Origin of the sequence: Lactobacillus sp. UMNPBX12 (assembly GCF_002553955.1) — a bacterium.
In the GTDB taxonomy this organism is placed as follows: Bacteria; Bacillota; Bacilli; order Lactobacillales; family Lactobacillaceae; genus Lactobacillus; species Lactobacillus crispatus.
In genome coordinates, this window is the sequence record NZ_PCYY01000022.1 from 1 (window position 1) to 26,850 (window position 26,850).

General features: G+C 38.0%; 21 protein-coding genes, 4 tRNA genes and 1 riboswitch. Of the genes, 22 read left to right on the forward strand and 3 right to left on the reverse strand.

Annotated features, from left to right (window positions below; translation table 11 throughout):
• The first annotated feature begins 66 nt into the window (after nt 1-66).
• The 16 genes from CP363_RS08385 to ubiE all read left to right on the forward strand — a co-directional run bounded on the left by CP363_RS08385 (nt 67) and on the right by ubiE (nt 16,387).
• A tRNA-Asn gene (locus CP363_RS08385) sits at nt 67-139 on the forward strand.
• 10 nt (nt 140-149) lie between these two features.
• Nucleotides 150-240: transfer RNA gene (locus CP363_RS08390), tRNA-Ser, on the forward strand.
• A gap of 88 nt (nt 241-328) precedes the next feature.
• Nucleotides 329-1,216 (forward strand): metal ABC transporter solute-binding protein, Zn/Mn family, encoded by an 888-nt coding sequence (locus tag CP363_RS08395; RefSeq protein WP_098036130.1) that lies wholly within the window; start codon nt 329-331, stop codon nt 1,214-1,216.
• A gap of 151 nt (nt 1,217-1,367) precedes the next feature.
• Nucleotides 1,368-1,439, forward strand: a tRNA-Glu gene (locus tag CP363_RS08400).
• Between the two features lie 5 nt (nt 1,440-1,444).
• Nucleotides 1,445-1,517 (forward strand) — tRNA-Val (locus CP363_RS08405).
• 71 nt (nt 1,518-1,588) lie between these two features.
• Nucleotides 1,589-1,677: riboswitch (SMK box riboswitch) on the forward strand.
• A complete protein-coding gene (gene metK / locus CP363_RS08410; RefSeq protein ID WP_005723543.1) occupies nt 1,675-2,874 on the forward strand; it encodes a methionine adenosyltransferase in 1,200 nt (399 codons plus the stop codon). Its footprint overlaps the riboswitch before it by 3 nt.
• Before the next feature lie 23 nt (nt 2,875-2,897).
• Nucleotides 2,898-4,358, forward strand: a complete 1,461-nt coding sequence (locus CP363_RS08415; RefSeq protein WP_098036131.1) for an MDR family MFS transporter — start codon at nt 2,898-2,900, stop codon at nt 4,356-4,358.
• Nucleotides 4,359-4,593: 235 nt separating this feature from the next.
• A complete protein-coding gene (locus CP363_RS08420; RefSeq protein ID WP_013086790.1) occupies nt 4,594-6,564 on the forward strand; it encodes a glucose PTS transporter subunit IIA in 1,971 nt (656 codons plus the stop codon).
• 23 nt (nt 6,565-6,587) lie between these two features.
• Complete coding sequence (gene murQ, locus CP363_RS08425; RefSeq protein WP_013086789.1) at nt 6,588-7,487, forward strand: N-acetylmuramic acid 6-phosphate etherase; 900 nt, start codon at nt 6,588-6,590, stop codon at nt 7,485-7,487.
• A gap of 59 nt (nt 7,488-7,546) precedes the next feature.
• Nucleotides 7,547-8,584, forward strand: a complete 1,038-nt coding sequence (locus CP363_RS08430) for a MupG family TIM beta-alpha barrel fold protein (protein ID WP_098036137.1) — start codon at nt 7,547-7,549, stop codon at nt 8,582-8,584.
• 15 nt (nt 8,585-8,599) lie between these two features.
• Nucleotides 8,600-9,445: a MurR/RpiR family transcriptional regulator gene (locus tag CP363_RS08435; protein ID WP_065989732.1), complete on the forward strand. Its 846-nt coding sequence runs from the start codon at nt 8,600-8,602 to the stop codon at nt 9,443-9,445.
• Nucleotides 9,446-9,771: 326 nt separating this feature from the next.
• Nucleotides 9,772-11,202 (forward strand): cytochrome ubiquinol oxidase subunit I, encoded by a 1,431-nt coding sequence (locus CP363_RS08440; RefSeq protein ID WP_035443699.1) that lies wholly within the window; start codon nt 9,772-9,774, stop codon nt 11,200-11,202.
• Nucleotide 11,203: 1 nt separating this feature from the next.
• A complete protein-coding gene (gene cydB, locus CP363_RS08445) occupies nt 11,204-12,220 on the forward strand; it encodes a cytochrome d ubiquinol oxidase subunit II (RefSeq protein WP_068813399.1) in 1,017 nt (338 codons plus the stop codon).
• Entirely contained in the window at nt 12,220-13,938 is a 1,719-nt protein-coding gene (gene cydD / locus CP363_RS08450) for a thiol reductant ABC exporter subunit CydD (RefSeq protein WP_089146870.1), read from the forward strand. Before cydB ends, cydD begins: the two co-directional genes overlap by 1 nt.
• Nucleotides 13,928-15,676, forward strand: a complete 1,749-nt coding sequence (cydC, locus tag CP363_RS08455) for a thiol reductant ABC exporter subunit CydC (protein ID WP_098036132.1) — start codon at nt 13,928-13,930, stop codon at nt 15,674-15,676. The genes cydD and cydC overlap by 11 nt, the downstream gene beginning before the upstream one ends.
• A gap of 9 nt (nt 15,677-15,685) precedes the next feature.
• Nucleotides 15,686-16,387, forward strand: a complete 702-nt coding sequence (gene ubiE, locus CP363_RS08460) for a bifunctional demethylmenaquinone methyltransferase/2-methoxy-6-polyprenyl-1,4-benzoquinol methylase UbiE (RefSeq protein ID WP_089143090.1) — start codon at nt 15,686-15,688, stop codon at nt 16,385-16,387.
• On the opposite strand, the gene CP363_RS08465 is transcribed toward ubiE, so the two are convergent.
• On the reverse strand, nt 16,384-17,373 hold the full coding sequence (locus CP363_RS08465; RefSeq protein ID WP_089143091.1) for a polyprenyl synthetase family protein: 990 nt from the start codon (nt 17,371-17,373) through the stop codon (nt 16,384-16,386). The two genes, ubiE and CP363_RS08465, sit on opposite strands and share 4 nt — an antisense overlap.
• A gap of 59 nt (nt 17,374-17,432) precedes the next feature.
• Here CP363_RS08465 and CP363_RS08470 point away from each other — a divergent pair, with 59 nt between their 5' ends.
• Both CP363_RS08470 and CP363_RS08475 read left to right on the forward strand, forming a co-directional pair.
• A complete protein-coding gene (locus CP363_RS08470) occupies nt 17,433-18,332 on the forward strand; it encodes a prenyltransferase (RefSeq protein WP_089146868.1) in 900 nt (299 codons plus the stop codon).
• A 14-nt stretch (nt 18,333-18,346) separates the two neighbouring features.
• A complete protein-coding gene (locus CP363_RS08475) occupies nt 18,347-19,567 on the forward strand; it encodes an NAD(P)/FAD-dependent oxidoreductase (protein WP_005723530.1) in 1,221 nt (406 codons plus the stop codon).
• A gap of 70 nt (nt 19,568-19,637) precedes the next feature.
• Here CP363_RS08475 and CP363_RS08480 read toward each other — a convergent pair whose 3' ends face one another.
• The gene (locus CP363_RS08480) at nt 19,638-19,733 is read right to left on the reverse strand and encodes an IS3 family transposase (protein WP_216786119.1); all 96 of its coding nucleotides are present in this window, start codon (nt 19,731-19,733) and stop codon (nt 19,638-19,640) included.
• A 34-nt stretch (nt 19,734-19,767) separates the two neighbouring features.
• Here CP363_RS08480 and CP363_RS08485 point away from each other — a divergent pair, with 34 nt between their 5' ends.
• Together CP363_RS08485 and CP363_RS08490 are read left to right on the forward strand one after the other, a co-directional pair.
• Nucleotides 19,768-20,442, forward strand: coding sequence for an Rpn family recombination-promoting nuclease/putative transposase (locus CP363_RS08485; RefSeq protein WP_089143092.1), 675 nt, complete (start codon nt 19,768-19,770; stop codon nt 20,440-20,442).
• Between the two features lie 59 nt (nt 20,443-20,501).
• Nucleotides 20,502-21,425, forward strand: coding sequence for a LysR family transcriptional regulator (locus CP363_RS08490; protein WP_098036133.1), 924 nt, complete (start codon nt 20,502-20,504; stop codon nt 21,423-21,425).
• Nucleotides 21,426-21,467: 42 nt separating this feature from the next.
• On the opposite strand, the gene CP363_RS08495 is transcribed toward CP363_RS08490, so the two are convergent.
• The gene (locus CP363_RS08495; RefSeq protein WP_065989720.1) at nt 21,468-22,133 is read right to left on the reverse strand and encodes a phosphatase PAP2 family protein; all 666 of its coding nucleotides are present in this window, start codon (nt 22,131-22,133) and stop codon (nt 21,468-21,470) included.
• A 289-nt stretch (nt 22,134-22,422) separates the two neighbouring features.
• Between CP363_RS08495 and leuS the strand changes: the two genes are divergently transcribed.
• A complete protein-coding gene (gene leuS, locus CP363_RS08500; RefSeq protein ID WP_065989718.1) occupies nt 22,423-24,837 on the forward strand; it encodes a leucine--tRNA ligase in 2,415 nt (804 codons plus the stop codon).
• Between the two features lie 93 nt (nt 24,838-24,930).
• Nucleotides 24,931-26,577 carry a polysaccharide biosynthesis protein gene (locus tag CP363_RS08505; protein WP_013086774.1) on the forward strand — a complete coding sequence of 549 codons (1,647 nt, stop codon included), beginning with the start codon at nt 24,931-24,933 and terminating at the stop codon, nt 26,575-26,577.
• The last annotated feature ends 273 nt before the right edge of the window (nt 26,578-26,850 follow it).

The following is a 26,850-nucleotide window of genomic DNA, read 5'->3' on the forward strand; positions in this document are numbered from 1 at the left end:
ACGCCGAAAGTAGTTGGTGGGCAACTGCCTGCGAGGAAAGGAAGCTGCCGTGCTCTTTTTTAATATTCCGGCTTAGCTCAGTTGGTAGAGCGCTTGACTGTTAATCAAGATGTCGTCAGTTCGAGTCTGACAGCCGGAGTACTTTGTATGGAATGTTGTCCGAGCGGCTTAAGGAGCATGATTGGAAATCATGTATACGGGCTTATACCTGTATCGAGGGTTCAAATCCCTCACATTCCGTAAATATATATGAATTGGAACTATGTTAACATAGTTCCTTTTTTTCTACCTAATTTTTCATATATAATGGAGAAAGGGAGGAAATATCGTGAAGCTACGAAAACTAATTCCATTTCTATTTTTAATATCTCTATTAGCTATAACATTTTCCGCTTGTTCGACAAAGGGAGAAGAGAATACTGCTAAGCATAGAGTTAATATTGTAACTTCTACTAATATTTATGCAGATATTGCTAAAAATATAGTTGGTAAACATGGTCATGTACAAGCTATTATAAAAAACGGCGATACAGATCCACATGATTTTGAGCCTACGACTGGCTCTGCCAAAGAAGTAGCTAATGCTAATATTGTTATTGCCAACGGTCTAGGATATGATGACTGGATGACTAATTTAGCCAATGCTAATGATATTCATGTGGTTAAAGTTGGTAATCAATTGATGGGATTAAAACAGGGGGATAATCCTCATATTTGGTATAGCTTAAACATGCCTAAAAAGTATGTTGATTATCTAGTTAAAACAGCAAGTGAAATTGATCCAAAACATGCAGCATATTTTAAGTCTAATGCTGCAAGCTATTTGCAAAAGATTGATAGTATAAAGAAAATTGCTGCTAAAATTAATGGGCGTGAGGATAAACCGGTTTATGTTAGTGAGCCCGTGTTTGATTATGCACTAGAACGGTGTCATTTTAAGATTGGCAATCAGGCATTTGAAGAAGCTGTAGAAAATGAAACGGATCCGAGTGCGCAAGTTATTCATGAAATGCAAGTCAAAATTAAAGCTAAAAAAATTGCTTTCTTTGTTAATAATATTCAAGCATCAAGTAGTACAGTTAGTGGCATGGTTAAACTAGCAGAGCAACATAATATTCCAGTTCTCGATGTAAGGGAAACAATGCCTAATGGAATTAGTTATTATTACTGGATGAAAGCGAATTATCAAAAATTATTTGAAATTTTTTTAAAATAACTATTGCATAATTAGGGACTATCAGGTAATATAATAAACGTTGTGATTGAGAGATCACGGTGGTAATAACTAATAAAAATAAATAAAAAAAGTTCTTGACTTTTAAAACATGATTAGTTATTATAATAAAGTGCTCTTGATTAAGAGATATGACCCGTTGGTCAAGTGGTTAAGACACGGCCCTTTCACGGCCGTAACATGGGTTCAAATCCCGTACGGGTCACTAATGGAGGATTAGCTCAGCTGGGAGAGCATCTGCCTTACAAGCAGGAGGTCACAGGTTCGAGCCCTGTATCCTCCATTGTTCGGGACTACCGCCGCCGCGGTAGTCTTTTTTTATGCAAAAAGAACGAACAAGCAAAATTATTATTTTATCGGTTCAAGTCCTGAGAGGATTCACTATGATTAGTGAAGATGCCTTGTAACCGAATAGCTAATGTCTATATAGGGGGACTAATATGGAAAGACGTTTGTTTACTTCAGAATCAGTTTCTGAAGGACATCCGGATAAAGTTGCTGATCAGATTTCTGATGCAATTTTAGATGCGATGTTAAAGAAGGATCCTAATTCACACGTAGCTTGTGAAACGATCGTAACTACTGGGATGGTTTTTGTCTTTGGTGAAATTTCTACCAACGCTTATGTTGATATTCAAGATGTAGTGCGGAAGACTATTTTGAAGATCGGCTATGATCGTCCAGAATTGGGTTTTGATGGCAATAACTGTGCTGTGATGGTTGACATCGATGAGCAATCACCTGATATTGCTGGTGGGGTTGATCACTCACTTGAAACTAGAGAAAACAAGTCTGATAACGATGAATTGGATCAAATTGGTGCTGGTGACCAAGGTTTGATGTTTGGCTTTGCGATTAAAGAGACACCTGAACTCATGCCATTACCAATTTCGCTTGCTCATCGTTTAATGAGACGTGTTGCTGCTTTGAGAAAAGACCATACTTTAGATTGGCTTCGTCCGGATGCTAAGGCTCAAGTCACTGTTGAATATGATGGAAACAATAAGCCATTAAGAGTGGATACTGTTGTTATCTCTACTCAAACTGATGCAGAAGTTTCTAATGAAGAAATCCATCGGGCAATGATTGATTTAGTCATTAAGGAAGTTATTCCGGCCAAGTACCTAGATGAAAAGACTAAGTTTTTGATTAATCCGTCAGGGCGTTTTGTTATTGGAGGTCCAAAGGGCGATTCTGGTTTAACTGGTCGTAAGATTATCGTTGATACCTATGGTGGTTACGCTCGCCACGGCGGTGGTGCATTTTCAGGTAAGGATCCAACAAAGGTTGACCGTTCAGCTAGTTATGCAGCTCGTTATGTCGCTAAAAATATTGTGGCTGCCGGCCTTGCTTATCGCTGTGAAGTTCAATTGGCTTATGCAATTGGTGTAGCTCACCCAGTTTCAATTATGATTGATACTGCGGGTACTGGTAAGGTTGACGATGATTTGTTAACTGAAGCAGTACGCAATGTTTTTGATCTTCGTCCAGCCGGTATCATTAAGATGCTTGACCTTCGTCGTCCAATCTATGAACAAACGGCCGCATACGGTCACTTTGGTAGAACAGACGTTGATTTGCCATGGGAAAAGACTGATAAAACACAAGATTTGCTTGATTATATTAAAAATAAGCAATAAATAAAAAGAGGAAGTAAAAAAGAATGAAAAAAACAAACGTGCCTATAGTCACGCTTGCGATTTTTATGACAACTTTTATGACTGCCATTGAAGGGACAATTGTTTCTACTGCAATGCCAACCATAGTTTCTGACCTAGATGGGCTCGAGATTATGAATTGGGTTATATCAATTTTCTTGCTAATGACGGCCGTTTCAACTCCTTTATATGGAAAACTGGCGGATAGCATTGGGCGGAAGCCAGTTTTTTTGTTTGGAATTGCGTTGTTTGTCATAGGCTCATCGCTGTGTGGACTTGCACAAAATATGGTGGAGCTTATCTTATTCAGAGTAATTCAGGGATTAGGTTCTGGCGCGGTTCAGCCAGTTGCCATCACCATTATTGCGGATTTATATGCTCTGCAAAAAAGAGCGAAAATGTTAGGTCTTAACTCTGGTTTTTGGGGAGTAGCATCAGTTATTGCACCGCTATTAGGTGGCTTTATAGTTCAGCATCTATCATGGCACTGGGTTTTCTACATCAATGTGCCAATTGGAATAATTGCCTTTTTGCTAGTAATTTTTTGTTTGCAAGAGCCTAAACATAGCTCTAAGTCTAAGTTAGATTTGCAGGGAACCATTTGGTTAGTAATTTTATTGCTAGCTTTGATGTTTTTCTTACAAGATTTAGGTTCAAACACTAATATCGCCATAATGGCCGCTCTAGCCGTTTTAGTGGTAATTAGTATAATTATGTTCTTTAGAGCAGAAAAGCGCGCAGTTGATCCAATAATGCCACTCACTATGTTAAAAGATAAGGAGTTCCTTGCAATTAACCTGATTACGTTATTGATTTCTGGCGTAGTAATCGGCTTTGAATTTTACATTCCTACCTGGATGCAAGGTATTAATGGTACTAATCCATCTCTAGCCGGTTTTGCTGTAACGCCTAGTTCATTAATGTGGATTGTGGGTTCATTCTTGATTGGTGGAATGCTCGGCCGCTGGGGGATTAAAAAGACATATGATTATATGTTATTGGTTTTAGTTGTGGCCGATTTGGTTTTGATTTTAGTGCCGATTTACACATCATTCTGGGTCTTCTGTGTTATTGCTGCCTTTAATGGGACCGCCTTTGGTGCGATTACGACAGCTTCACAGGTGAGATCGCAGGTTTTGGTTCCGAAGGATGACATAGGTGTTGCCACTTCGTTTAATACGCTGATGAAGTATCTGGGACAGACAATGATGGTTTCACTCTATGGCATCGCATTTAATACGATGATCGCTCATGGATTAAATAAGAGACCTGGGTTGAATCAGGAAATGATGAATAAAATTGTTTCGGCAGAAAACGCTAAAAGTTTGGCTGCTAATGTAGTGCCGCAACTGCGGCAGGTCCTGTTAGGCGGTTTAAAAGCCGTTTACGTTGTTTCGATGATTGTCATTGTAGTCTCAATTGTGTTGAATCAACTGTATCGAGATCGAAAATTGAAGAAAAATTAGGTTAATGAGCCACATGCAAAGTAGAGCATGTGGCTTTTTTGCTACCAAAAAATTTATTATTTGATAAATTTTAAAAGAAAATATGAATTTTTAATTTATAAAAAAGCCAAAAATAATATTTTATGATTAATATTGAATTATTATTTCAAATGTAATATCATAAGACATGTAAGGGCTTACGCATAAAAAGATGTAAGCTGATAAATCAACTATTTTCTATAAGGAGGGTAAGACGATGGCTGATAAATATTCAGAATTAGGACGCGAGATTTATGCAAATATCGGTGGACCTAATAATGTTAAGTCAATGTATCATTGCATGACACGCCTAAGAATTAAGATCCGGGATAACTCTAAAGTAGATATTCAAGGCTTGAAAGATATTGACGGAGTTTTAGGCGTAGTAAATGCGGACACGTTGGAAATTGTTCTAGGTTCTGGGGTTAATGCTAAAGTTGCACAAGATATGGTTAGCCAAGTGGGAGTGAAAGAAAACGAAGAATTCCCAACCAGCACTTACCAGAGCGAAAAGTCTGAAGTTCAAGCAAAAGCTGCAGAAGTACATGCTCAACATAAGGCACAGTTGAAACAAACATGGTGGCGTAAAGCTTTAGGCCATATTTCCGCTATCTTCATTCCACTTATTCCTGCATTTATTGGTGCTGGTTTAATTTCAGGTGTTGCTGGTATCCTTCGAAATATGTTGACGGCTAAGATGTTGCCTGGTAGCTGGAACTTAGGCGTTACTATTCTCAGTATGATTGCTAGTGCATTGTTTGCATATTTGAACATTTATGTAGGTATTAATACTGCTAAAGAATTTGGAGCTACTCCTGCTCTAGGTGGTATCATCGGCGGTGTCGTTTTGCTTCCTGGGATTGCTGCACCGGTTACTATTCCAAATGTATTAGATGGTAAGCCGCTAGCAGCAGGCCAAGGTGGTATTATTGGTGTTTTACTTGCTGTATGGCTTTTGTCTTATGTAGAAAAATGGTTCCATAAACATATTCCAGATTCCGTGGATATTATATTTACGCCGTTCTTTACTGTCCTGATTATGGGACTATTCACAGTATTTGCAATTATGCCGATTGCTGGTTGGATTTCTAATTCATTAGTAGGTGGTATTAATTGGGTGCTCGATGTTGGTGGTCCTGTTGCTGGATTCATCCTTGGGTTGTTCTTCTTACCAATGGTTATGCTCGGATTACACCAAATCCTTACACCGATCCATTTATCAATGATTCAAAAAATGGGTTATACACCATTACTTCCTATTCTGGCAATGGCTGGTGCTGGTCAAGTTGGTGCTGCAATTGCCCTTTGGGCTAAATGTCGTAAAAACAAGGATTTAGTAAGATTGATTAAAGGTGCGTTACCTGTAGGTATTTTGGGAGTTGGTGAACCATTAATTTATGGTGTTACTCTTCCTTTAGGTAGACCATTTATTACTGCCTGTGTTGGTGGTGGTATTGGTGGTGCCGTTGTTGCCGCATTTGGTCACGTTGGTTCAATTGCTATCGGTCCTTCAGGTGTTGCTTTAATTCCATTAATTGCTAACAATATGTGGTGGGCATACTGTATTGGGCTTTTATCCGCATATGCTGGTGGATTTGTTGCAACTTATTTCTGGGGTGTTCCTAAAGATGCTATTAAAGGCAAAGTTGAAAATCCTACTCCTGAAGTTTCCGAAAGAAGAGCTGCTGAAAAGCATGCTGATAATTTGAATATGCCTAGTGAAAAGGTTGAAATTTCTTTTGAAGCTCCTGTTTCAGGTGACTTAGAAAAAATTGAAGAAGTAAAGGATGACGTTTTTTCACAAAAGATGCTAGGTGATGGTTTTGCTATTGATCCTTCAAATGGTACAGTGGTTGCGCCAGTAGACGGTAAAATTGATACAGTAATGAATACTAAACATGCAATTACATTGAAAACTAGTAAAGGGAACTTAGATGTTTTAATGCATTTAGGATTAGATACAGTTGAATTAAAGGGTGCTCCATTTGAAATTGACGTTAAACCAGGTGATCTAGTTAATGCTGGTGAAAAAATAGGTACAATGGATATCGCTGCAATTAAAAAGGCAGGAAAAGACCCAGTGGTTTTAACTATTATTGCTAATATGGATCATATTGATCAGGTATCAAAAGTAGAAGATTCACCAGTTAAGGCAGGTCAAGTTGTCTTTAAGGCAATGACAAAATAATTTTTAGAAAGAAAATGATATAAATGTCACTTGAAAATTTGACTACTGAGCAACGAAATAAAAATACTATGCATATTGATTCTATGTCTACATTAGATATGGTAAAGACAATCAATGAAGAGGATAAAAAAGTTGCAGAAGCAGTAGGAACTCAAGATGAAGAAATTGCTCAAGCGATTGATATTGGCTCCGCACGTTACCAACAAGGCGGCAGATTGATCTATATTGGTGCAGGAACTAGTGGAAGATTAGGTGTTTTAGATGCGGCGGAGCTTGTCCCAACCTATGGAATTAAACCAGAACGTGCAATAGGTTTAATTGCTGGCGGTAAAGGTGCAATGTATGTGGCTGTCGAAGGAGCAGAAGATGATCCTAAATTAGCAGCTGAAGACCTTAAAAAGCTTGATTTATCAGAAAAAGATGTAGTGATAGGCTTAGCAGCTAGTGGTAGGACTCCTTATGTGATTGGTGGGCTGGATTATGCTCAAAAAGTTGGTGCGGCTACTATTGCGATTGCTTGTGTTAAACACAGTTTGATAGGTCAACATGCAAATATTGCAATTGAAGCTGTTACTGGTGCAGAAGTAATTACAGGTTCTACTAGAATGAAGGCTGGCACTGCACAAAAGATGATTTTGAATATGATTTCAACAGGGATTATGATTCGCCAGGGTAAGGTATATCAAAATGTGATGATTGATGTTTTGCCAACGAATGAAAAGTTAGTTGAACGTGCTGAAAGAATCATTCAAACTACTACAAATGTTTCCTTAGAAAAAGCAGCAAAAATTTTAAGGGATGCTGATAAAGATGTTGGTTTAGCAATTGTAATGGCTAAAACAGGTTTAGCTAAGGAAAAGGCAGAGTTATTACTTAAAGAACATGAAAATAATGTAAGCAGTGTTTTGAAAGAAAATAATTGATTCTAAAAATAAAAGTCATTCACTATGAATGGCTTTTATTTTATAAGAAAGGAAATGTTATGCTAGGAATATCTGTATATTTTCAAGATTATGATGAAAATTATTTGAAAAAAGCAGCTCAAGCTGGAGCAAAATATATTTTTACGTCACTTCAAATTCCAGAGGAAGATTATTCAGATCTGGATCAAAAATTACCGGGATTTTTTGAATTGTGCGATGAATTGGGACTTGAAGTAATTCCTGATGTTTCTCCGGCTACATTGGAAAAGCTAGGAATTAAAGGAGGTGATTTTGAAGCCTTAAAAGATAAGGGATTCAAGGCCTTAAGATTAGATTATGGTTTTGATGACTTTGATTTAATCAAAAAGCTACAAAGAAATTTCTTTATTTTATTAAATGCAAGTGTTGTGTCACTGGACTATTTAGATCGTGCCAGAAATGCAGGGGTTGATTTTGGTAAATTAGCTTTAACATATAATTTTTATCCGCATACAGATACAGGTATGGGATGGACAGATTTTAAACGTAAGAATTGGATGTTAAAGGACTATGGCTTAAGAACTCAAGCTTTTGTTCCTGGGGATGCACTTAAACGTTTCCCACTATATGAAGGCTTGCCAACTGTAGAAAAGCATCGTGGAGTTTCGCCTTACGTTGCAGCTGTTGAATTAATTCATGAAGCAAATGTGGATGATGTGTTTATTGGCGATAGCAAGGCGTCAATCAAAAATCTTCAGTATATTGTAGATTATCAAAAAGATAATATTTTAAACATAGAATGTTCGCTATTGCCACAATATCAACAGCTGTATGATCAAGTGATTGAAGTAAGAAAGGACATGCCAGAAAAGCTGATTCGCTTAAGTTTGCCTAGAAAACCTGATATTCCAATTTGTAATACTTTAAATAGGCATAGGGGCACTATTACAATGCAAAACAAATTAGCTCAAAGATATAGTGGTGAAGTTAGTCTGATTAAGTCAAATTTACCTTTTGAAGCACGTAGTAATGTGATTGGTTTTATTTCACCTGAGTATGTGAAGTTGCTTGATTTTATTGATTCGAGTACGAAAATTATTTTTAGAAGGCTGACATAGAAGAAAGGTGATATTATGCTTAATTTGGCAAATAAGATTTCAGATGTATATCCTAATTTGAATAAGACTTCTAAGTTAATTGCAGATGTTTATTTTAAAGAACCAAGAATTTTTCTAAATAAAAATTTACAGGAATTAGGTACCATTACCCAAACAAGTGGTGCATCAGTCGTTCGCTTTTGCAGAAATTTGGGCTTTAAAGGTTTTAAGGATTTTCAAATAGCTTGTGCGCAAGAAATGCCTAATAAACAAGATGCTATGGTAGATACGATTATCAATACAAATGATGAACCAACAAGCGTGCTTTATAAATTGCAACTTAGCTTAGGAAAAAATATTGCAGACATTGGTAAAACAATAGATCATAAATCTTTAGATGCTGCAGTAGATTTAATGCGATCAGCACAACAGATATATGTTGCAGGAGAAGGAGCATCTGGTCTTGCTGCTCAAGATTTGTTTTATAAATTAATTCGTAGCGGAAAGAATGTTAATTTCGTTCAAAGTTCACATATTGCTTTAGAACAAGTAGCAAATATTAATAAAGAAGATATACTAATCGTTTTTTCCTACAGTGGATTAACTCAAGAACCATTGCTAATGGCAAAGCAGGCGCAAAAAAATAATGCCAAGATAGTTGCAGTGACTCGTATACAAGATTCACCACTAAAGAATATGGCTGATACAGTAATTACATTGCCATCAAATGAGAAGTTATTGCGCTATGGTGCTATTAATTCACTATTTGCAGAAATCTTTGCTTCAAGTTTATTATATTTGAGTCTTATTTCCCCGAATTTGGAAGAGTTGAATATAAAGATGAAAACTACACAGAGCCTTACCAATCAGCTAAAAGTGTAATAGACATAAAATAACTAATAAATAAATTTAAAAAAAATCAAAATATTTTTATGATAAAAATAATAAAATCGTAGAAAAATGAAGAAAAAGAGGACCATTTTGGTCCTTTTTTAGTACTCTTTTTTTGGAATAATTAAATCTATATTTGACAATGCTATAATTATAAATGGAAAGTGACTTAAAAATAAGATAACACTATTGAAAGCGCATTACTTGCCTCCTTGCAAGTAAATTTAAGTAGCAGTAAACTTAAATTGGATAAAATAATATTTGTTATTATTAATGATAGAGACTAGTAATGCAAGTCAGAATATGGGGGCGTAAAAATGGATATTACTAGTTTAGCAAGATTCCAATTTGCTATGACGACGATCTTTCACTTTTTCTTCGTGCCATTTTCAATTGGTACGATATTCGTTGTCGCAATTATGGAATCAATGTATGTTCATACAGGCAAGCCTGAATATAAAAAGATGACCAAGTTTTGGGCTAATATCTTTTTATTGAGTTTTGCCGTTGGTGTTGTAACCGGTATCATTCAAGAATTCCAATTTGGTATGAATTGGTCCGATTATTCTAGATTCATGGGGGACATCTTTGGTGCTCCACTTGCTTTTGAAGCATTGTTGTCATTCTTTATTGAATCTACCTTTATTGGTTTGTGGATGTTTACTTGGGATAAAGTGGGGAAGAAATTACACTTATTCTTTGGATGGATGATCGTCTTTGGGACAATGACTTCTGCATTATGGATTTTAACAGCAAACTCCTTCATGCAGCATCCCGTCGGCTTTGCTTTACGCAACGGTCGTGCCGAAATGGCTGACTTTGGAGCACTTCTTAAGAATCCACAATTAATGTATGAATATGGTCACGTAATTGTTGGTGCACTTTTAACTGGTACTACAATTTTGACTGGGTTAGCTGCTTTCCAACTATTGAAGAAACGTAACCTTTCAGACATTAACAAGAAGATCTATCGTAAGACAATGCGTTTAGGCTTAATCTTAATGTTAATTTTCTCAGCTGGTGAAATTGCTGTGGGTGATATGCAAATGCAATATACTTTGCATGATCAACCAATGAAGTTCGCCGCAACTGAAGCTGTTTATAAGACAACTGGAGAAAAGGCTCCATGGACGGTAGTTGCAATTGCTAATCCAAAGACCCATGAAGTTAAGGGAATTGATATTCCAGACATGTTAAGTATTCTTTCTTACCACAAGACTACTGGTTCTGTAAAAGGTATGGAAGAAATTAACAAAGAACTTGAAAAGAAGTATGGTACACATATTGATGGTCGCAAGATGGACTACTATGTACCAGTTAATACTTTATTCTGGTCCTTCAGAGTAATGTGTGGTTTTGCTGCATTATTATTCTTGATGGCAATTGTTGGTTTAATCATGACTCGTAAGAATAAAGAAACCCTTTATAACCATCGTTGGCTATTATGGATCTTCGCACTTCTTACATTCTCACCATTCCTGGTCAATACTGCTGGTTGGTTAATCACTGAACTAGGCCGTGCACCATGGACAGTTTATGGTCTATTCACTATTGATCAAAGTGTTTCACCGAATGTTTCAGTGGCTTCACTTTTGACTTCAAATATTGTTTACTTCTGCTTGTTTACTGTTTTGGCAATTATCATGATTGCATTGGTTGTTCGCTTCTTGCACAACGATCCAGATGAATATGATAAGGCTCAAGAAGCAAGCAAAGTAGTTGATCCGTTCTCAAAGGGGGCCATCTAAAATGTCATTTTTACAAATACTTTGGTTCATTTTAATTGGAGTATTGTTCTCAGGCTTCTTCTTCCTCGATGGATTTGACTTCGGGGTAGGAATGGCTGTGAAGACATTAGCTCATAATGAATCTGAAAGAGATCAAATTGTTAGCACAATTGGACCAGTTTGGGATGGTAATGAAGTTTGGTTGATTACTGCTGGTGGTGCAATGTTTGCATCATTCCCATACTGGTATGCAACCTTATTCTCAGGTTACTATTTAATTTTATTATTGATCTTAGTTGGCTTAATTATTCGTGGTGTGTCATTTGAATTTAGAGCAAAATGTGCTCCATATCAAAAGAATATTTGGGATAATGCAATGGCGATCGGTAGCGTAATAGCCACCTTTCTCTTTGGGGTAATGTTTATCTCAATGATTAAAGGGATGCCAATCGATGCTAAAGGCAATATTTCAGCTAGCTTCTTTGACTACTTTAACTGGTTCTCAATCGTTGGTGGTATTGCTTTAACACTTCTTTGCTATTTACACGGCTTAAACTATATTACTATTAAAACTAAGGGCGTTATTTCAGATAGAGCACAAAACTATGCACAAGCTTTATACTGGGTACTCTACGTCGGTGAAGTGGTCTTTGCTTTATTATTGATTTTCCAAACCGACTTCATGAGAGTACATCCAATTGCAACTTTAATATGTTTAGTATTAATTGTCGGCTTCTCTGTGGCAGCACATGTAGCTACCTTTATCAATAAGCAAGGAATGGCTTTAGCTTGCAGTGGATTAACTCTGATCTCATTGGTTGCATTAATCTTCTGTGGCTTATTCCCAAGAGTAATGATTTCATCAATCAGTAGCAAGTATGATTTGCTTATTCATAGTGCATCATCATCTAACTACACTTTGATTGTTATGACTGTTGCTACTTGCATCTTGGTACCATGTGTCTTGGCTTACACCATCTGGGCATATTGGATTTTCCGCAAGCGGATTTCAATGCCAAGAATCGGAGAGGTTAAATAATGATTGATAAACAGCTATTTAAAATTGATGGCGCTGGTTCAATCTTAAAAAAACTTGCAGGGCTTGAGATTCTGCAAGCTTTTTTTATAGTAGGACAAGCCTTGGCACTAGCGTCAGTCTTAAGCAAATTGTGGGCAGGTCAACCTCTCGATTGGCTACTACTAATTACTTTTGCAGCTTGCTTTATCGCCAGACAATTGATCAGCACACTGAGAGATTCAATGTTAGAAAAATATTCCGGTCGGGTTGCAGAAGAATTAAGACAGCAGCTCTTAAATAAAGTCTTTCGTGATGGACAGGCTTTAGTACAAAAACAAGGAACCGGTAGTTTGATTACTATGTCCCTAGATGGTGTTGATGAGGTCAGGCAATACATCAAGTTAATCTACAGCAAAGTTTTAACAATGATGATTGTGCCAGTTTTAATCTTTGTCGGCATGCTGTTTTTAAGCTGGACATCAGCTGTGATTCTGCTAGTCATGTATCCTTTAATTGTCTTATTCATGATTATCCTAGGTCATGCTGCACAGGATCGAGCAATTAAACAATTTGGTAACTTTCAGGTTTTATCTAATAACTTTATTGATTCTTTAAGGGGAATTGATACGCTGAAGTATTTAGGCCTGAGTAAAAGATATTCCAAGTCAATTTTTAACTTGAGTGAGGGTTTTAGAAAAAAGACGATGGCGGTGCTAAAAGTAGCAATGCTTTCAACTTTTGCCTTAGACTTTTTCACTACCTTGTCTATTGCAATCATTGCTGTTTTTCTTGGTTTTGACTTGATGAATGGTAAAATTGCACTTTTTCCTGCTTTAGGAATTCTGATTCTGGCGCCAGATTATTTTTTGCCAATTCGAGATTTTGCGGGGGATTTCCATGCAACCTTGAATGGTAAAAATGCCTTTAAGCGGATCAACGAATTGATTAATCTGCCAGAGGAAAAAACTAATGATTTACCTTTAAAAACTTGGTCAGCTCAAGATCAATTGAAGATCAAGAACTTGAAGTTTACTTATCAAAAGGAAACCGAAATTGGACCGGTTTCATTACAAGTCCAAGGATTCAAGAAAATTGGCATTATCGGAATGAGCGGATCTGGTAAAACTAGTTTAATTAACCTGCTCAGCGGCTTTTTGACTCCGGATCAAGCGCAAATTGAACTACAGGGGCAAGAAACTACGACCATGAATATTCCTGCTTGGCAGCGTCAAATGACCTATATTCCGCAGGAGCCATACGTTTTTACTAAGAGCTTGCGTGAAAATATTGCTTTTTATAATCCGCAGGCAAGTGATGATGAAATTAAGCAGGCGATTCATATCATGGGTCTGGATGCCTTGTTAAATGATTTGCCTAACGGACTTGATACGGTGATTGGCCGCGGTAAGCGTGTCTTGTCTGGAGGTCAGTCACAAAGAATTGCCTTAGCGAGAGCATTTTTGGATCCTAAGCGAAAAATTATGATCTTCGATGAGCCGACTGCTCACTTAGATATCGAAACAGAAATTGACTTAAAGAAGCGGATGATGCCATTAATGCAAAATAAACTGGTCTTCTTTGCGACTCACAGACTGCATTGGTTAAAAGAAATGGATTATATTCTAGTGATGGATCACGGTCAATTGGTTGAGCAAGGAAGTTATGAGCAATTGCAAAAGAATCAAGGCTACTTCTGCAAGTTAATGGCAGGAATGAGAGGTGAAAACAATGATCAATAAGATTCCGGTTTTAAGAGCATTAAAAAATGATCGTTGGGTTCGCCCATATTTGGAAAAATATCGTAAAACGTTGATTTTGGCGATTGCACTGGGCATTTTAACTTTCGTCTGTGGCGGGGGCTTGATGTTCTGTGCTGGCTATTTAATCAGCCGTTCAGCAGCTAAACCTGAAAATATTTTGTTAATCTATGTGCCAATTGTCTTAACTAGAGCATTTGGGATTACGCGGCCAGCTGTCCGTTATTTTGAGCGGCTGGTTAGTCACAATTGGGTGCTCAAAATGACCTCCAAATTTAGACAACAGCTTTATGACTCATTGGAGCGCGATGCGACTATTTTTAATAGTAAGTATCAGCTAGGAAATATTCTGGGACTTTTGTCTGATGATGTCAGCCATATTCAAAACTTTTACCTAAGAACGATCTTTCCAATGTTTGTAGCTTGGGGATTATATGCAATTATCGTAATTGGTTTAGGCATTATTTCACCACTGATGGGAATCTGGATGTTGGTCCTGTTTTTCCTAATTATTTTCGCTATTCCTATTTGGTCAGTTTTAATCAATGGTGCGCGGCAAAGCTATGAAAAAACGGTTCAAGACAAGCTCTACGTTGACTTGACTGATAATGTGATGGGAGTAGATGACTGGATTCTGTCTGGCCGCAGCAAAGAATACTTGGCCTTGCACGTCAATGATCAAGATAAATTTTTGCAAATCAACGCGAAGATGAAAAAATTTGATCGCTGGCGCGACTTTGTTTTACAAATCTTCTGGGTGTTGGTAATTGTGAGCCTAGTAATTTGGGGTGCTGCCAGATTTGGCGGGCGTTCAACTTATTATACTAATTGGATTGCGGCATTTGCTTTGGCATTATTCCCGACTGTTGAGGCTTTTGCCAGTTTGCCGACTGCTGCTCAAGAGACGAATATCTACAAAGATTCGCTTAAGCGTTTGAATAATTTGCCAGCTCCTGATCGGACTAAGCATAAACCAATCAAATTAACCGCACCGTTTAATTTAGTATTAACTGATGTGCATTATGCCTACCCTCAAACTAATAAAGAGGTTTTGCATGGGATCAACTTAAATATCCATGATGGTGAAAAGATTGCTATCTTGGGCCGCAGTGGTGCGGGTAAGAGTACTTTAGCTGCCTTGTTTAGAGGTGATCGAGTACCTACTAAAGGCCGAGTAACTTTAAATGGAATTGATACTAGCAAGTTTGGTGATCAAATGTCCAATTACTTTAGCATCATCAATCAAACGCCATATTTGTTCAATACCACGATTGCCAATAATTTGCGGCTAGGTAATGAAGATGCCACAGATGAGCAGCTATGGGACGTTTTGCGCCGAGTAGGTTTGGCCGAGATGGTGCAAAAATTAACGGATGGCCTTGATACTAAGGTAGATGAGGCAGGCTTACGCTTTTCAGGTGGTGAACGCCATCGTTTAGCCTTAGCGCGAATCTTACTGAAGAATACGCCAATTGTCTTACTTGATGAGCCAACAGTTGGCTTGGATCCAATTACGGAGCAAGCTGTAATTAATATGTTTATTAAGGAATTATCCGGTAAAACTTTAATTTGGATTACACACCACTTGCAAGGAATTGATCAGATGGATCAAGTAATTTTTATTGAAGATGGACAAATTAATATGCAGGGTACACCGGAAAAATTATGGCAGACAGAGCCGCGTTATCGTGAATTGAAAAAGGCTGATTTAGGATTATAGAGGTTCATTATGCTAACGAATAAAGTGCCAGAACAAGATGTGCATGACCTATTTACTAGGGTCGCGCCTAAGTATGATTTGATGAATAATATTGTTAGTTTAGGGATTCAAAAGAGTTGGCGTAAGAAATTTTTACGGCAGTTAGATTTAAATAAAAATTCTATTTGCTTAGATTTGTGTTGTGGTAGCGCTGATTCAACTATTGATTTGGCTAAAAAAGCTAAATTAGTGACTGGTCTAGATTTTAACCAGGAGATGTTGAAGATTGCCCAAAAAAAGATTCGTCAAAAGCAGCTGCAGTCCAAGATAAAGTTGATTGCAGGGGATGCAATGAATTTACCTTTTGCGGCCAATAGCTTTGATTGTGTAACTATTTGTTTTGGTCTGCGTAATGTCCCTGACGCTGTTAAGACGATTCAGGAAAGCTACCGCGTACTTAAGCCGGGTGGACAATTTGCTGTTTTAGAAATGTCTCAGCCCACTAATGCATTAGTTAAATTGGGCTGGCAAGCTTATTTTAAAATTTTTCCGTATTTTGCTAAGTTGACACACGGTAATATCAAGGACTACCAGTATTTGTCAAAAACAAGTAAAGAATTTCTCTCGGCTGAGCAATTAAAAAAGCTACTTGAGCAAAATGGTTTTACTCGAGTAGCGGTTACTAAGTTAACTTACGGTGCAGGTGCGATTCATTTGGGACGCAAAGACTAAAGCGTTCGATTGACTAATTTACGCGTCATCTTTTTGAGCAAGACGGTCGCATTAGTTTGCGGCAGTTGGGCTAGGTTAGCCAATGCCCGATTAGTATATTGTTCAGCTAGAGCGTGAGTTTCATCGATGACAGAGCTGTTTAGCAAAATCTTTTGGATTTGTTCGATATCGTTTTTGCTCATTTGTCGCTTTTTTTCAAGTAGCGGTACTAATTGCTCTCGTAATTCCTTTTTGCTAAGAGCTAGCAGAAGAGGTAGAGAGTAGACGCCGGTAGTCAAATCTTCTAGCGTTGGCTTGTTCAGGTGCTTACCGCCAGTGTAATCAAGAATGTCGTCAACAATTTGAAAAGCAATGCCTAAGTTTTCACCAAAGGAGGCTAGGGCTTGAGTAGTTTGCTCATCCCCATTGCCAAAATGGCTTCCTTCTTCGGCAGCTAAACGAAAAAGTGCAGCTGTCTTTCCTTTAACATTAGTTAAGTAGTCGTTGAAATCTTGGCTTAGGTTAAAACGCTCAGCCATTTGACCTAATTCGCCAGCCAGTAAATGATGCATTGTGTGAGCATTTTTGATCATGTAATCTTGTTCGGAAATGGCGTTCAAAATTAGGTCAAAAAAGTGCGTAAAAAGCAAGTCGCCAGCGTAAACTGCGGTGTCTTTGCCAAAACGGGCTTGGATGCTAATTTTACCGCGGCGCTCGTCAGAATCGTCAATGATATCATCATGAATTAATGAGGCCATATGCAAAATTTCGATTGATGAGGCAAGTTGAATAATTTGTTTTGATACAGTTTCTTTTTTGCTAGCAATTTGAGCTGACAAAATTAGTAAACTAGGCCGTAAATATTTACCACCGTTACTAGCCATTTCAAGGAGTGCATCTTGCAAGTCTGAATATGGAGTGCGGATGGTTGCCTGAATTAATTGATTAACTTCTTCAAGCGGTTTACGAATAAGTGGATATTTTTGCCAAGGTTGAGAGTTATTCATGATAGATTTCCTTATAATAGAGTTAACAGAATAGTGATCCTTTGAAAGGATGTGGATCGATGTCATTAAGTGTATTTTTAGAATTAATTGAGATTAAAGCAAAAACCGCTAGTGTCATTCCCTTTTTCTTAGGGATGTGCTACAGCGTGTATTATTATCACCAGGTTAACTGGGGATTTGCCCTAGTCTTCTTCATTGCAATGCTACTATTTAACATGGTAGTAGATATGTTTGATAACTACTGTGATTATTATCACGCAGATAGCAAGAATTACCAAGAGAAGACTAACATTATCGGGCGAGAAAATATTTCACCTAATTTAGTTCTGGGATTAATTATTTCCTTTAGTCTTATTGCAATTTTATTAGGTTTGTATCTAGTCGCTAAAGTAGGCTTGCCTGTATTGTGGATGGGCTTGTTCTGTTTTATGGTTGGTTATTTATATTCATTTGGTCCGCATCCTATTTCCAGCTTGCCACTAGGTGAATTGTTCTCTGGTTTCACAATGGGCTTCATGATTGTCCTGCTCAGTGTTTATATCAATAGTTTTCAAGCTTTTGATTGGAACTGGATCACAATCGGTCGTATCTTCTTATTAGCTTTAGCTGATGAATTATGGATTTCTAATTTAATGCTAGCTAATAACTTATGCGATGCCCAAGAGGACGAAGATAATCACCGCACCACAATTATTCACTTTATTGGTAAAAAAGGTGGCTTGATTGCTTTTAGTGTCAAAAATGTTTTAGCATTTTTGGTAATCTTCCTCCTACCGTTCTTGGGAATTGCTCCTAAGACGGTTTGGTTAACAGTAATAATTGTACCGTTCGTTTATAAGCAGAACAAGATCTTAATTGGCAAGCAAGTTAAGACAGAGACATTTATCACAGGAGTAAAAACGTTGCTAGTTGGTTCACTGACTTACTTAATAACTTACTTTTTAGGAATTCTATTTTAGAGAGGTTGAAAATTATGAAAACAGTTGTAGTTTTAGGTGCTGGTTTTGCCGGCTTGAAAACAGTTGTCGCTTTGCAAAAGAAGTTGCGTGAACAAGTTAAGATTATCTTAGTTGACCGTAATCCATACCACTACGAAACAATTCGCTTATATGAAGTGGCTACTGGCGAAATTCCCTACACTGGGATGTCATATGAAATTAATGATGTAATTAATCCGAAGATGACTACTGTGATTACGGATGAAGTTGAAAAAGTTAATATTGCTGATAAAACAGTTGAGTTAAAGGATCATGCTCCACTTAAATATGACTATTGTGTTGTTGGCTTAGGCTTTACCTTGAGCAATATGGGCATTAAAGGTGCAACCGAAAATGCTTTGCCAATGAGCAATGTAAAACAAGCTGAAGCTATTCGCGACCACCTTTATGCCGAAATGAAAGCTTATCGCCAAGACCATGATTCTAAACACCTGTCAGTAGTAATTTGTGGGGCAGGTTTTCAAGCAATTGAATTAGGAAATGCCATTGCCAAGGTTCGCCCAGAACTAGCTCAAATGGCTGGCGCCCAACCAGATGAAATTACCATCAGAATGATTGATGGTTCGCCACGTCTTTTGCCAATGTTCCAAGGTAAATTGCTTGATTACGCTTTAAACACAATTAAGAAAAATAAAGTCGAAATTATTAAGCCAGCTTATGTTAATGAAGTAACCTCTACCTCGGTTTTGTATAAAATGGCTAATGAAAAAGACAATGCTGAGCTGCAAGAAATTAAGGCAGGTACTAGAATCTGGATGATGGGCTTTAGTGGCAGTCCAGTAATTGAGGCATCTGGATTTAAGAACCGTCGTGGTCGGGTCATGGTTGGTGATCATTTAACCGCGCCAGAAAGTGATGATATCTACGTCTTAGGCGATGTTTCAAGCGTCATGGTTCCTGGTAAGAAATGGCCATATCCTAACACTGGTCAATTGGCTCTTTCAATGGCTAACTACGCTGCAAAAGATATTAAGAGCAGAATTATGGGTCAAACTAGACCGGATAAATATGCTTACCATGACTTAGGTGTAGTAGTTAACTTGGGTAATTCAGAAGCCGCAGGATTGGCAATGGGGCATGCTTTTAAAGGATACTTTGCAGCAACTCTTAAGAAGATTACCATTGATAAGTCGGTTCTTGAAACTGGTGGTATTAAAGAAACAATGGCGATTGGTCAATTTGACTTCTATCACTAAAATTGAAAATAAAAGAGAATAAAAAATCACTTCAGTTTGATTTGATATGAACCCCCAAATTTGGGACATATTATTGAACTGCTTTATTTAAAACCATATTTCGATATTCTATCGGAGTATGGTTTTTTAGTACTGTTTTAATTCTATCATGATTGTAGTAATGAATGTATTAGGACTAAAGTGTGAAGTTGCGCCATTTTATGCCACACCAAGAAGATAAAGTTTCGATTCTTGATGTCCTGATTACGGATAGCAGAGGCAGGCGTTACAATGTGGAAATGCAGGTCGCGCATAAAGCAGACATGGATAAACGAGCCAGGCAATACCTGTTCAAGATGATGGAAGATGGCTTTTTACGACGAAAACAAGAATATGGCGAGCTGCACGCTGCATATGTAATTTTTATTCTGCCGTTTGATCCCAAAGGAAAAGGCTTGAAGCGATATACTTTTGTTTATACTGCTAAGGAAGACCCATCAGTTGAATTAAATGACGATTCTGCGTTAATATATTTAAACACAAAGGGAACAAAAGGCGAGATCAGACCTGAGCTTGATGACCTTTATCGCATGATTGAAGGCAAGCCAACTTCAAATGGAAAACTCGTTAGTCGAATTAAAAAGTCGATGAACAATTATCGTAGAACCGAAGAATGGAGGCAACACGTCATGAACACAGAAGAAGTAGCAGAAGCAGCAAAGCAGCTTGGCATGGAAGAAGGCATGCATGAGGCAACTGTTGCAGCAATCCATAAAACGATTAATATGCTTAGAAGGATGAAGTGCAGTCCCAAGCAAATTTTGCAAGAATTAGAACAAGATTATGGCAATGAATTTTCTGAAGAAGAACTAGCAGACTTTGTGAAAAACGCCTAGTCGATAAGATATAATGATAGCTGTGAAGCTATCATTTTTTAGATAACGGGGGCTTGATCATGAATAATCCTGAAGAATTACAACATTTTTTAGATGTTCTGCTAAAAGAGAGTAACTTTACCAGAGCAGCTAAAGAATTATATATTTCCCAGCCTTATTTAACGCAGCTAATTGGACGAATTGAGAAAAAATTAGGCACTAAGATCATCAACCGAGATGAGAGACCCTATACGTTAACTCCTGCAGGTCTAATTTACTATCAATATTTGGAGAATGTTTCATATAATAAGCAGCAATTAGGGCGCAAGCTGGAGGCATATACTCATCCTGACCAACAGATAATTAAAATCGGCATTTTGGAGAGCTTAGGTACATATTTATTGCCAGAAATTTTGCCGCAATTTTTGCAAGAAAACCCCAACGTCAAGATTCAGCTATTTGAAAATTTCCCCAGAGAAAATGAAAGAAGACTGCTTAATGGCGAGCTGGATTGTTATATTGGTCAGACGCCAGAAGCACTTGACTCGAGTTTAGATGTGGTTGCGGGTGGCGAGGAACGCTATTATGTAGTGATTTCGCCAGCCTCACCATATTACCAAGCAGGAAAGTTTATCTTAAATTCGGATGAACTTGATCTAAAAGAGGTACTGCAGGAGCCTTTAGTGTTGAGTTCACCTGGTTCAGCTATCCGGCATCAAGTTAATGGCTTATTTCAGAGATTAAGACTCGAAAAAAATATTGTGATGGAGTCTAATAGTATTATTACTGCAACTAACTTGGCAATTCACGGCGTGGGTATTACCATTTCTTCGGCAAGTATTATCAGAAGAATGGAACAAACGCCAATTAACTTGTTGCCACTAGATCGAAAGTTAATGGATGTTGTCTTTTTCATTGCTAGCAAAAGCGGGGAAAAGTCGCCAGCGTTAGAAAACCTAATTTCAATTTTTCAAAAGACGCATTTACAAGCAAAAATAGGATAAAGAAAAAGGCATCATGCGATGCCTTTTAAATTGCTTTGATTTCTATTGTTTTCGTTTCATGTCGATCATCTTCGGCTCAATGTAGAAGTGATAGAGGAAGGAATAACCAAGCAGTACAAAGGTAATTCCTTCAATCCAACCGCCGAATACATCAGATGGATAGTGCACGTGGACGAAAATTCTGGTGTAACCAATCATCAGTGGGAATAAAGCCCAAATAATAATCAATAAAGTCTTCCAGAATTTGCTTCTCACTAAAAGAATGGTTAGGATAATCAAAACACCAAATAGCGCCGCGCTACCAACTGAGTGCCCCGATGGAAAACTATAACCATCCGCATAAACTAAGTGCTTGACCGTTGGACGCTGCCGCATTACTGCGTGTTTGATAATCCAATTATAGCCATTAGCACAGATCATGACACCAGCGGTAAACCAAGCGTATGCATATTGCTTAAAGACCAGTAAAACTATGAAAACAATGATTGTTTCAATTGTGATCACGCTTGTATTGCCGAGATTAGTAAAATCTTTAGCAAAAGCGACATTAGCTGGATTATTGTTGCAAACAATGTTGATCACAGCATTATCAAAATTGTGAATAAATTGTGAGCCGGATGAAACCAGTGCGGCCCAGACAGCATAAATAACCACGAAGCAGATACCAGGTATTAAGGTGTCCTTAGGTGGTCGTTTCGTATTAATCAAAAAAGTACTCCCCTCTTGTATTTTTTAGCATTTGTGGTAAATTATAATCATTATCTATAAGAAAATAAAGGTCGAGAAGTAGTAACAAGAATATTTTTTCAGAGAGAGGCTGGCTGCTGTGAAGTCTTAAAATAGGATTGTGAACTCGTCTCGTGTTGAGGAAACCTAGCGTTGCCATCCGCGTTAAGGAGCAATTAAGTGTCACAAATTGTGAAACTTAGGTGGTACCGCGATGATTCGTCCTATGATTTTTTCATAGGGCGTTTTTTAATAGTAAAGGAGAATTATTTTGTATAACCACAAAGTAGTTGAAAAGAAATGGCAAGATTATTGGGCAAAGCATGATACTTTTAAGACAGGCACTGACCCTGATAAGAAGAATTATTATGCATTGGATATGTTCCCATTCCCATCTGGTAAGGGACTTCACGTAGGTCACCCAGAAGGATATACTGCAACTGATATCGTTTCAAGAATGAAGCGTGCACAAGGCTATAATGTGCTTCACCCAATGGGCTGGGATGCATTTGGTTTACCAACTGAACAATATGCATTGAAGACTGGTGAAGATCCAGAAGTTGTTACTAAGAACAACATTGCTAACTTTAAGCGTCAATTGAACAAGTTGGGCTTCTCATATGATTGGGACCGTGAAGTAACCACTTCAGATCCAAATTACTACAAGTGGACGCAATGGGTTTTTGAACAAATGTATAAAAAGGGCTTGGCATATGAAGCTGAAGTTCCTGTTAACTGGTCACCAGACTTAGGTACTGTTGTGGCTAATGAAGAAGTTATCGATGGTAAAACTGAACGTGGTGGCTACCCAGTATATCGTAAGAATATGCGTCAATGGATGCTTAAGATGACTGCATATGCCGATCGCTTATTAGAAGACCTTGATGATTTGGATTGGCCAGAACCAGTTAAGGAAATGCAGCGTAACTGGATCGGTCGTTCTGAAGGTGCGCAAGTTACTTTCAAGGTAAAAGACAGCGACAAGACTTTTGATGTCTTTACTACTCGTCCTGATACTTTATTTGGTGTTAGCTATACAGTTCTTGCACCAGAAAGCAAGCTTGTTCAAGAAATTACCACACCTGAACAAAAAGAAGCAGTTGATGCTTACATTAAGAAAATTGAATCTAAGTCTGATCTTGAAAGAACTGATCTTAATAAGGATAAAACTGGTGTCTTCACTGGGGCTTATGCAATTAACCCAGTAAATGGTAAAGAAGTTCCAATTTGGATTTCTGACTACGTTTTAGCAAGTTACGGCACTGGTGCTGTAATGGCTGTTCCAGCCCATGATGATCGTGATTACGCTTTTGCAACTAAGTTTGGTTTGCCAATCAATCCAGTTATTGAAGGTGGCAATATTGAAAAGGAAGCTTTCACTGGCAATGGCAAGCACATTAACTCAGAATTTTTAGATGGCTTAGACAATGAAGAAGCTAAAAAGCGCATGATTGAATGGCTTGAAGACCATAACTGCGGTAAGAAGAAGGTCAACTACAAATTGCGTGACTGGGACTTCAGCCGTCAACGTTACTGGGGTGAACCAATTCCAGTTATTCACTGGGAAGATGGAACCACTTCATTAGTTCCGGAAGATCAATTACCACTTCGCTTGCCACATGCAACTGACATTAAGCCATCTGGTACCCCGGAAAGTCCACTTGCTAACTTGACTGACTGGGTAAATGTTGTTGACGAAAACGGTAGAAAAGGTAAGCGTGAAACCAACACGATGCCTAACTGGGCTGGTTCTAGCTGGTACTACTTGCGTTACGTTGATCCACATAATGATAAGGAATTAGCTGACTACGATTTGCTTAAAAAGTGGCTTCCAGTTGATCTTTACATCGGTGGTGCGGAACACGCTGTGCGTCACCTTCTTTATGCAAGATTCTGGCACAAGGTTCTTTACGATTTGGGTGTTGTGCCAACTAAGGAACCATTCCAGAAGCTTTACAACCAGGGCTTAATCTTGAAGAATCACGAAAAGATGTCTAAGTCTAAGGGTAATGTAGTTAACCCTGATGAGGTGATCGATGAATATGGTGCAGATTCACTTAGAATGTACGAAATGTTCATGGGTCCACTTGATGCATCAATTGACTGGGATGACAATGGTCCTGCTTCAACTAAGAAGTTCTTGGACCGTGTGTGGCGCCTCTTTGTAAACGATCTTGACTTGAAGGCCATTCCACAAGAAAGAATCGTTGATAAGAATGATGGTGAACTTGACAAGGTTTATGCAGAAACAGTCAAGAAGGTAACTGAAGACTTTGAATCATTACACTTTAACACTGCAATTAGTCAAATGATGGTCTTCATGAATGCTGCTCAAAAGGCTAAGACCATTCCACGGGAATACGCAGAAGGCTTTGTTAAGCTTTTGGCTCCAGTGGCTCCACATATGATGGAAGAAATCTGGCAAGTCTTTGGTCATGATGAATCAATTACTTACGCTAAGTGGCCAACTTACGATCCAGCTAAATTAGTTGAATCAACTGTTGAAATTATGGTTCAAGTTAATGGTAAGCTTCGTGGTAAGTTCCAAGCTCCTAAGGATGCAGATCGTGATGATCTCCAAAAACAAGCAATGGAAATCGAACACGTCAAGAAGTTCTTAGAAGGTAAAGACGTCAAAAAAGTTATTGTTGTTCCAAACAAGATCGTTAATATCGTTGCTAAATAAGTTAAATTTTTCCTAAAAGAACAGTAGAACTTTACTTTATTGTTCAAATTGCGTGACAATTAATTAGTTAATACTTATATTGGGAAAAATTTCATGGAAGAAGAAAACAACTTAAATAGCAAAGATACACAAAATACTTTTCTAAAAGGGTCTGCTTGGATGACCTTTGGCTCGATTGCCTCAAGAATTTTGGGTGCTTTGTATATTATTCCGTGGTATGCCTGGATGGGACCCTACGGAAATATTGCAAATGCCTTAACTGCACGAAGTTATAATATCTACACGATTTTTATTCTAATTTCAACGGCAGGAATTCCAGGAGCGATTGCTAAGCAGGTTGCCAAATATAATGCCTTAAATGAATACGGCATTGGACGAAAATTATTCCGTAAAGGTTTAATTTTGATGACTATTTTAGGCATCGTCTCGGCGGCAATTATGTATTTTGCTTCGCCGCTACTAGCGTCTAATGGTAGTCAGAGTGATCCGAGGCAAGTTGCGGTTATGCGGAGCTTGTCTTATGCGATTTTAATTATTCCGATCTTAAGTATCATGCGGGGTTACTTCCAGGGATATGCCGACATGATGCCGAGTGCGATGTCACAATTTGTGGAGCAGTTTGCGCGGGTAGTTTGGATGCTGTTAACCGCATTTGTGATTATGCAAATGCAGCACGGTTCCTACGTTCATGCAGTTATTCAATCTAATTTGGCTGCCGCTGTTGGGGCACTTTTTGGAATTGGATTGCTAGTTTGGTTTTTGCTTTCCAGAAGAGAGCGACTGGACTACTTGGTGGCCCATTCAAATAATCGTTTGCGAGTTTCAACCACTGATTTATTTGGTGAAATTATTGCTCAAGCAATTCCATTTATCATTATTGATTCGGGAATTACCTTGTTCTCATTGGTTGATCAATACACATTCCACCCTATGATTGCTAGCTTAGTTCATGCAAGCTCAGATACAATCGAAGATTGGTACGCTTTATTTGGCTTGAATGCCAATAAATTAATTATGATCATCGTCTCATTAGCTAGTGCTATGGCGGTAACAGCTATTCCGTTACTATCGGCTGCGCATACTAGAGGAGACTACAAGAGTATTTCAAGTCAGATTGCCAATACGATGGACTTGTTCTTGTTTGTCATGATTCCAGCTGCCTTTGGGATGGCGGCAATTAGTAAACCAATGTACACGATTTTTTACGGACCAGATCCATTAGGCAGCAATGTCTTATATATATCTGCATTTACGGCGATTAGCTTAGGTTTGTTTACGGTATTAATGGCAATTTTGCAGGGTTTATCAGAAAATGGCTTAGCGATTAAATATTTGATCTTAGGCTTGATTCTGAAGGGAATTTTACAATATCCGATGATCTTTTTATTCAAGATCTACGGTCCGCTAGTTGCGACTAACTTGGGTTTGTTGGTCATTGTATTCCTATCACTGAAGCATTTGGAAGTTCAATATAATTTCAATTTGAATCGAACTAGTCGTAGGCTAATGGGAGTTACCGCATTTTCAATCGGGATGTTCCTGATTGTAAAATTAGTCGAAATAGGCTTAGGTAAGTTCTTGAGTCCAGAGCGAAGAATTCCGGCATTATCCCTGGTAATCTTTTCTGTGGGAGTGGGCGTGATCTTTTATGGTTTCGTCACCTTGAAGACAGATTTAGCACAAAAGATTCTTGGTAGCAAAATTGAAAGTATTTTAGTAAAATTTCACATCCATGACTAAAAATAAAAGTCACTACAGATCAAAATTATGATCTATAGTGGCTTTTTTAGTGCGTTGGATCCTGCGTGCCAATCCATTACTAATAATTTTAGGAGTGCTACTTAAAATTTAAGAATTAGTCAGGCGTAATCGCCGTTAAAACAAAGACCCCGATTAGTTCAAGTGCTAAGAATGTAATACCGATAGAAGCAATCATGATTCTCCATCTCCTCATCTTAGAGATAAATATTGAGATTTATCTTTTCTAATCACGTTTATTCTTTACGCTTTTAC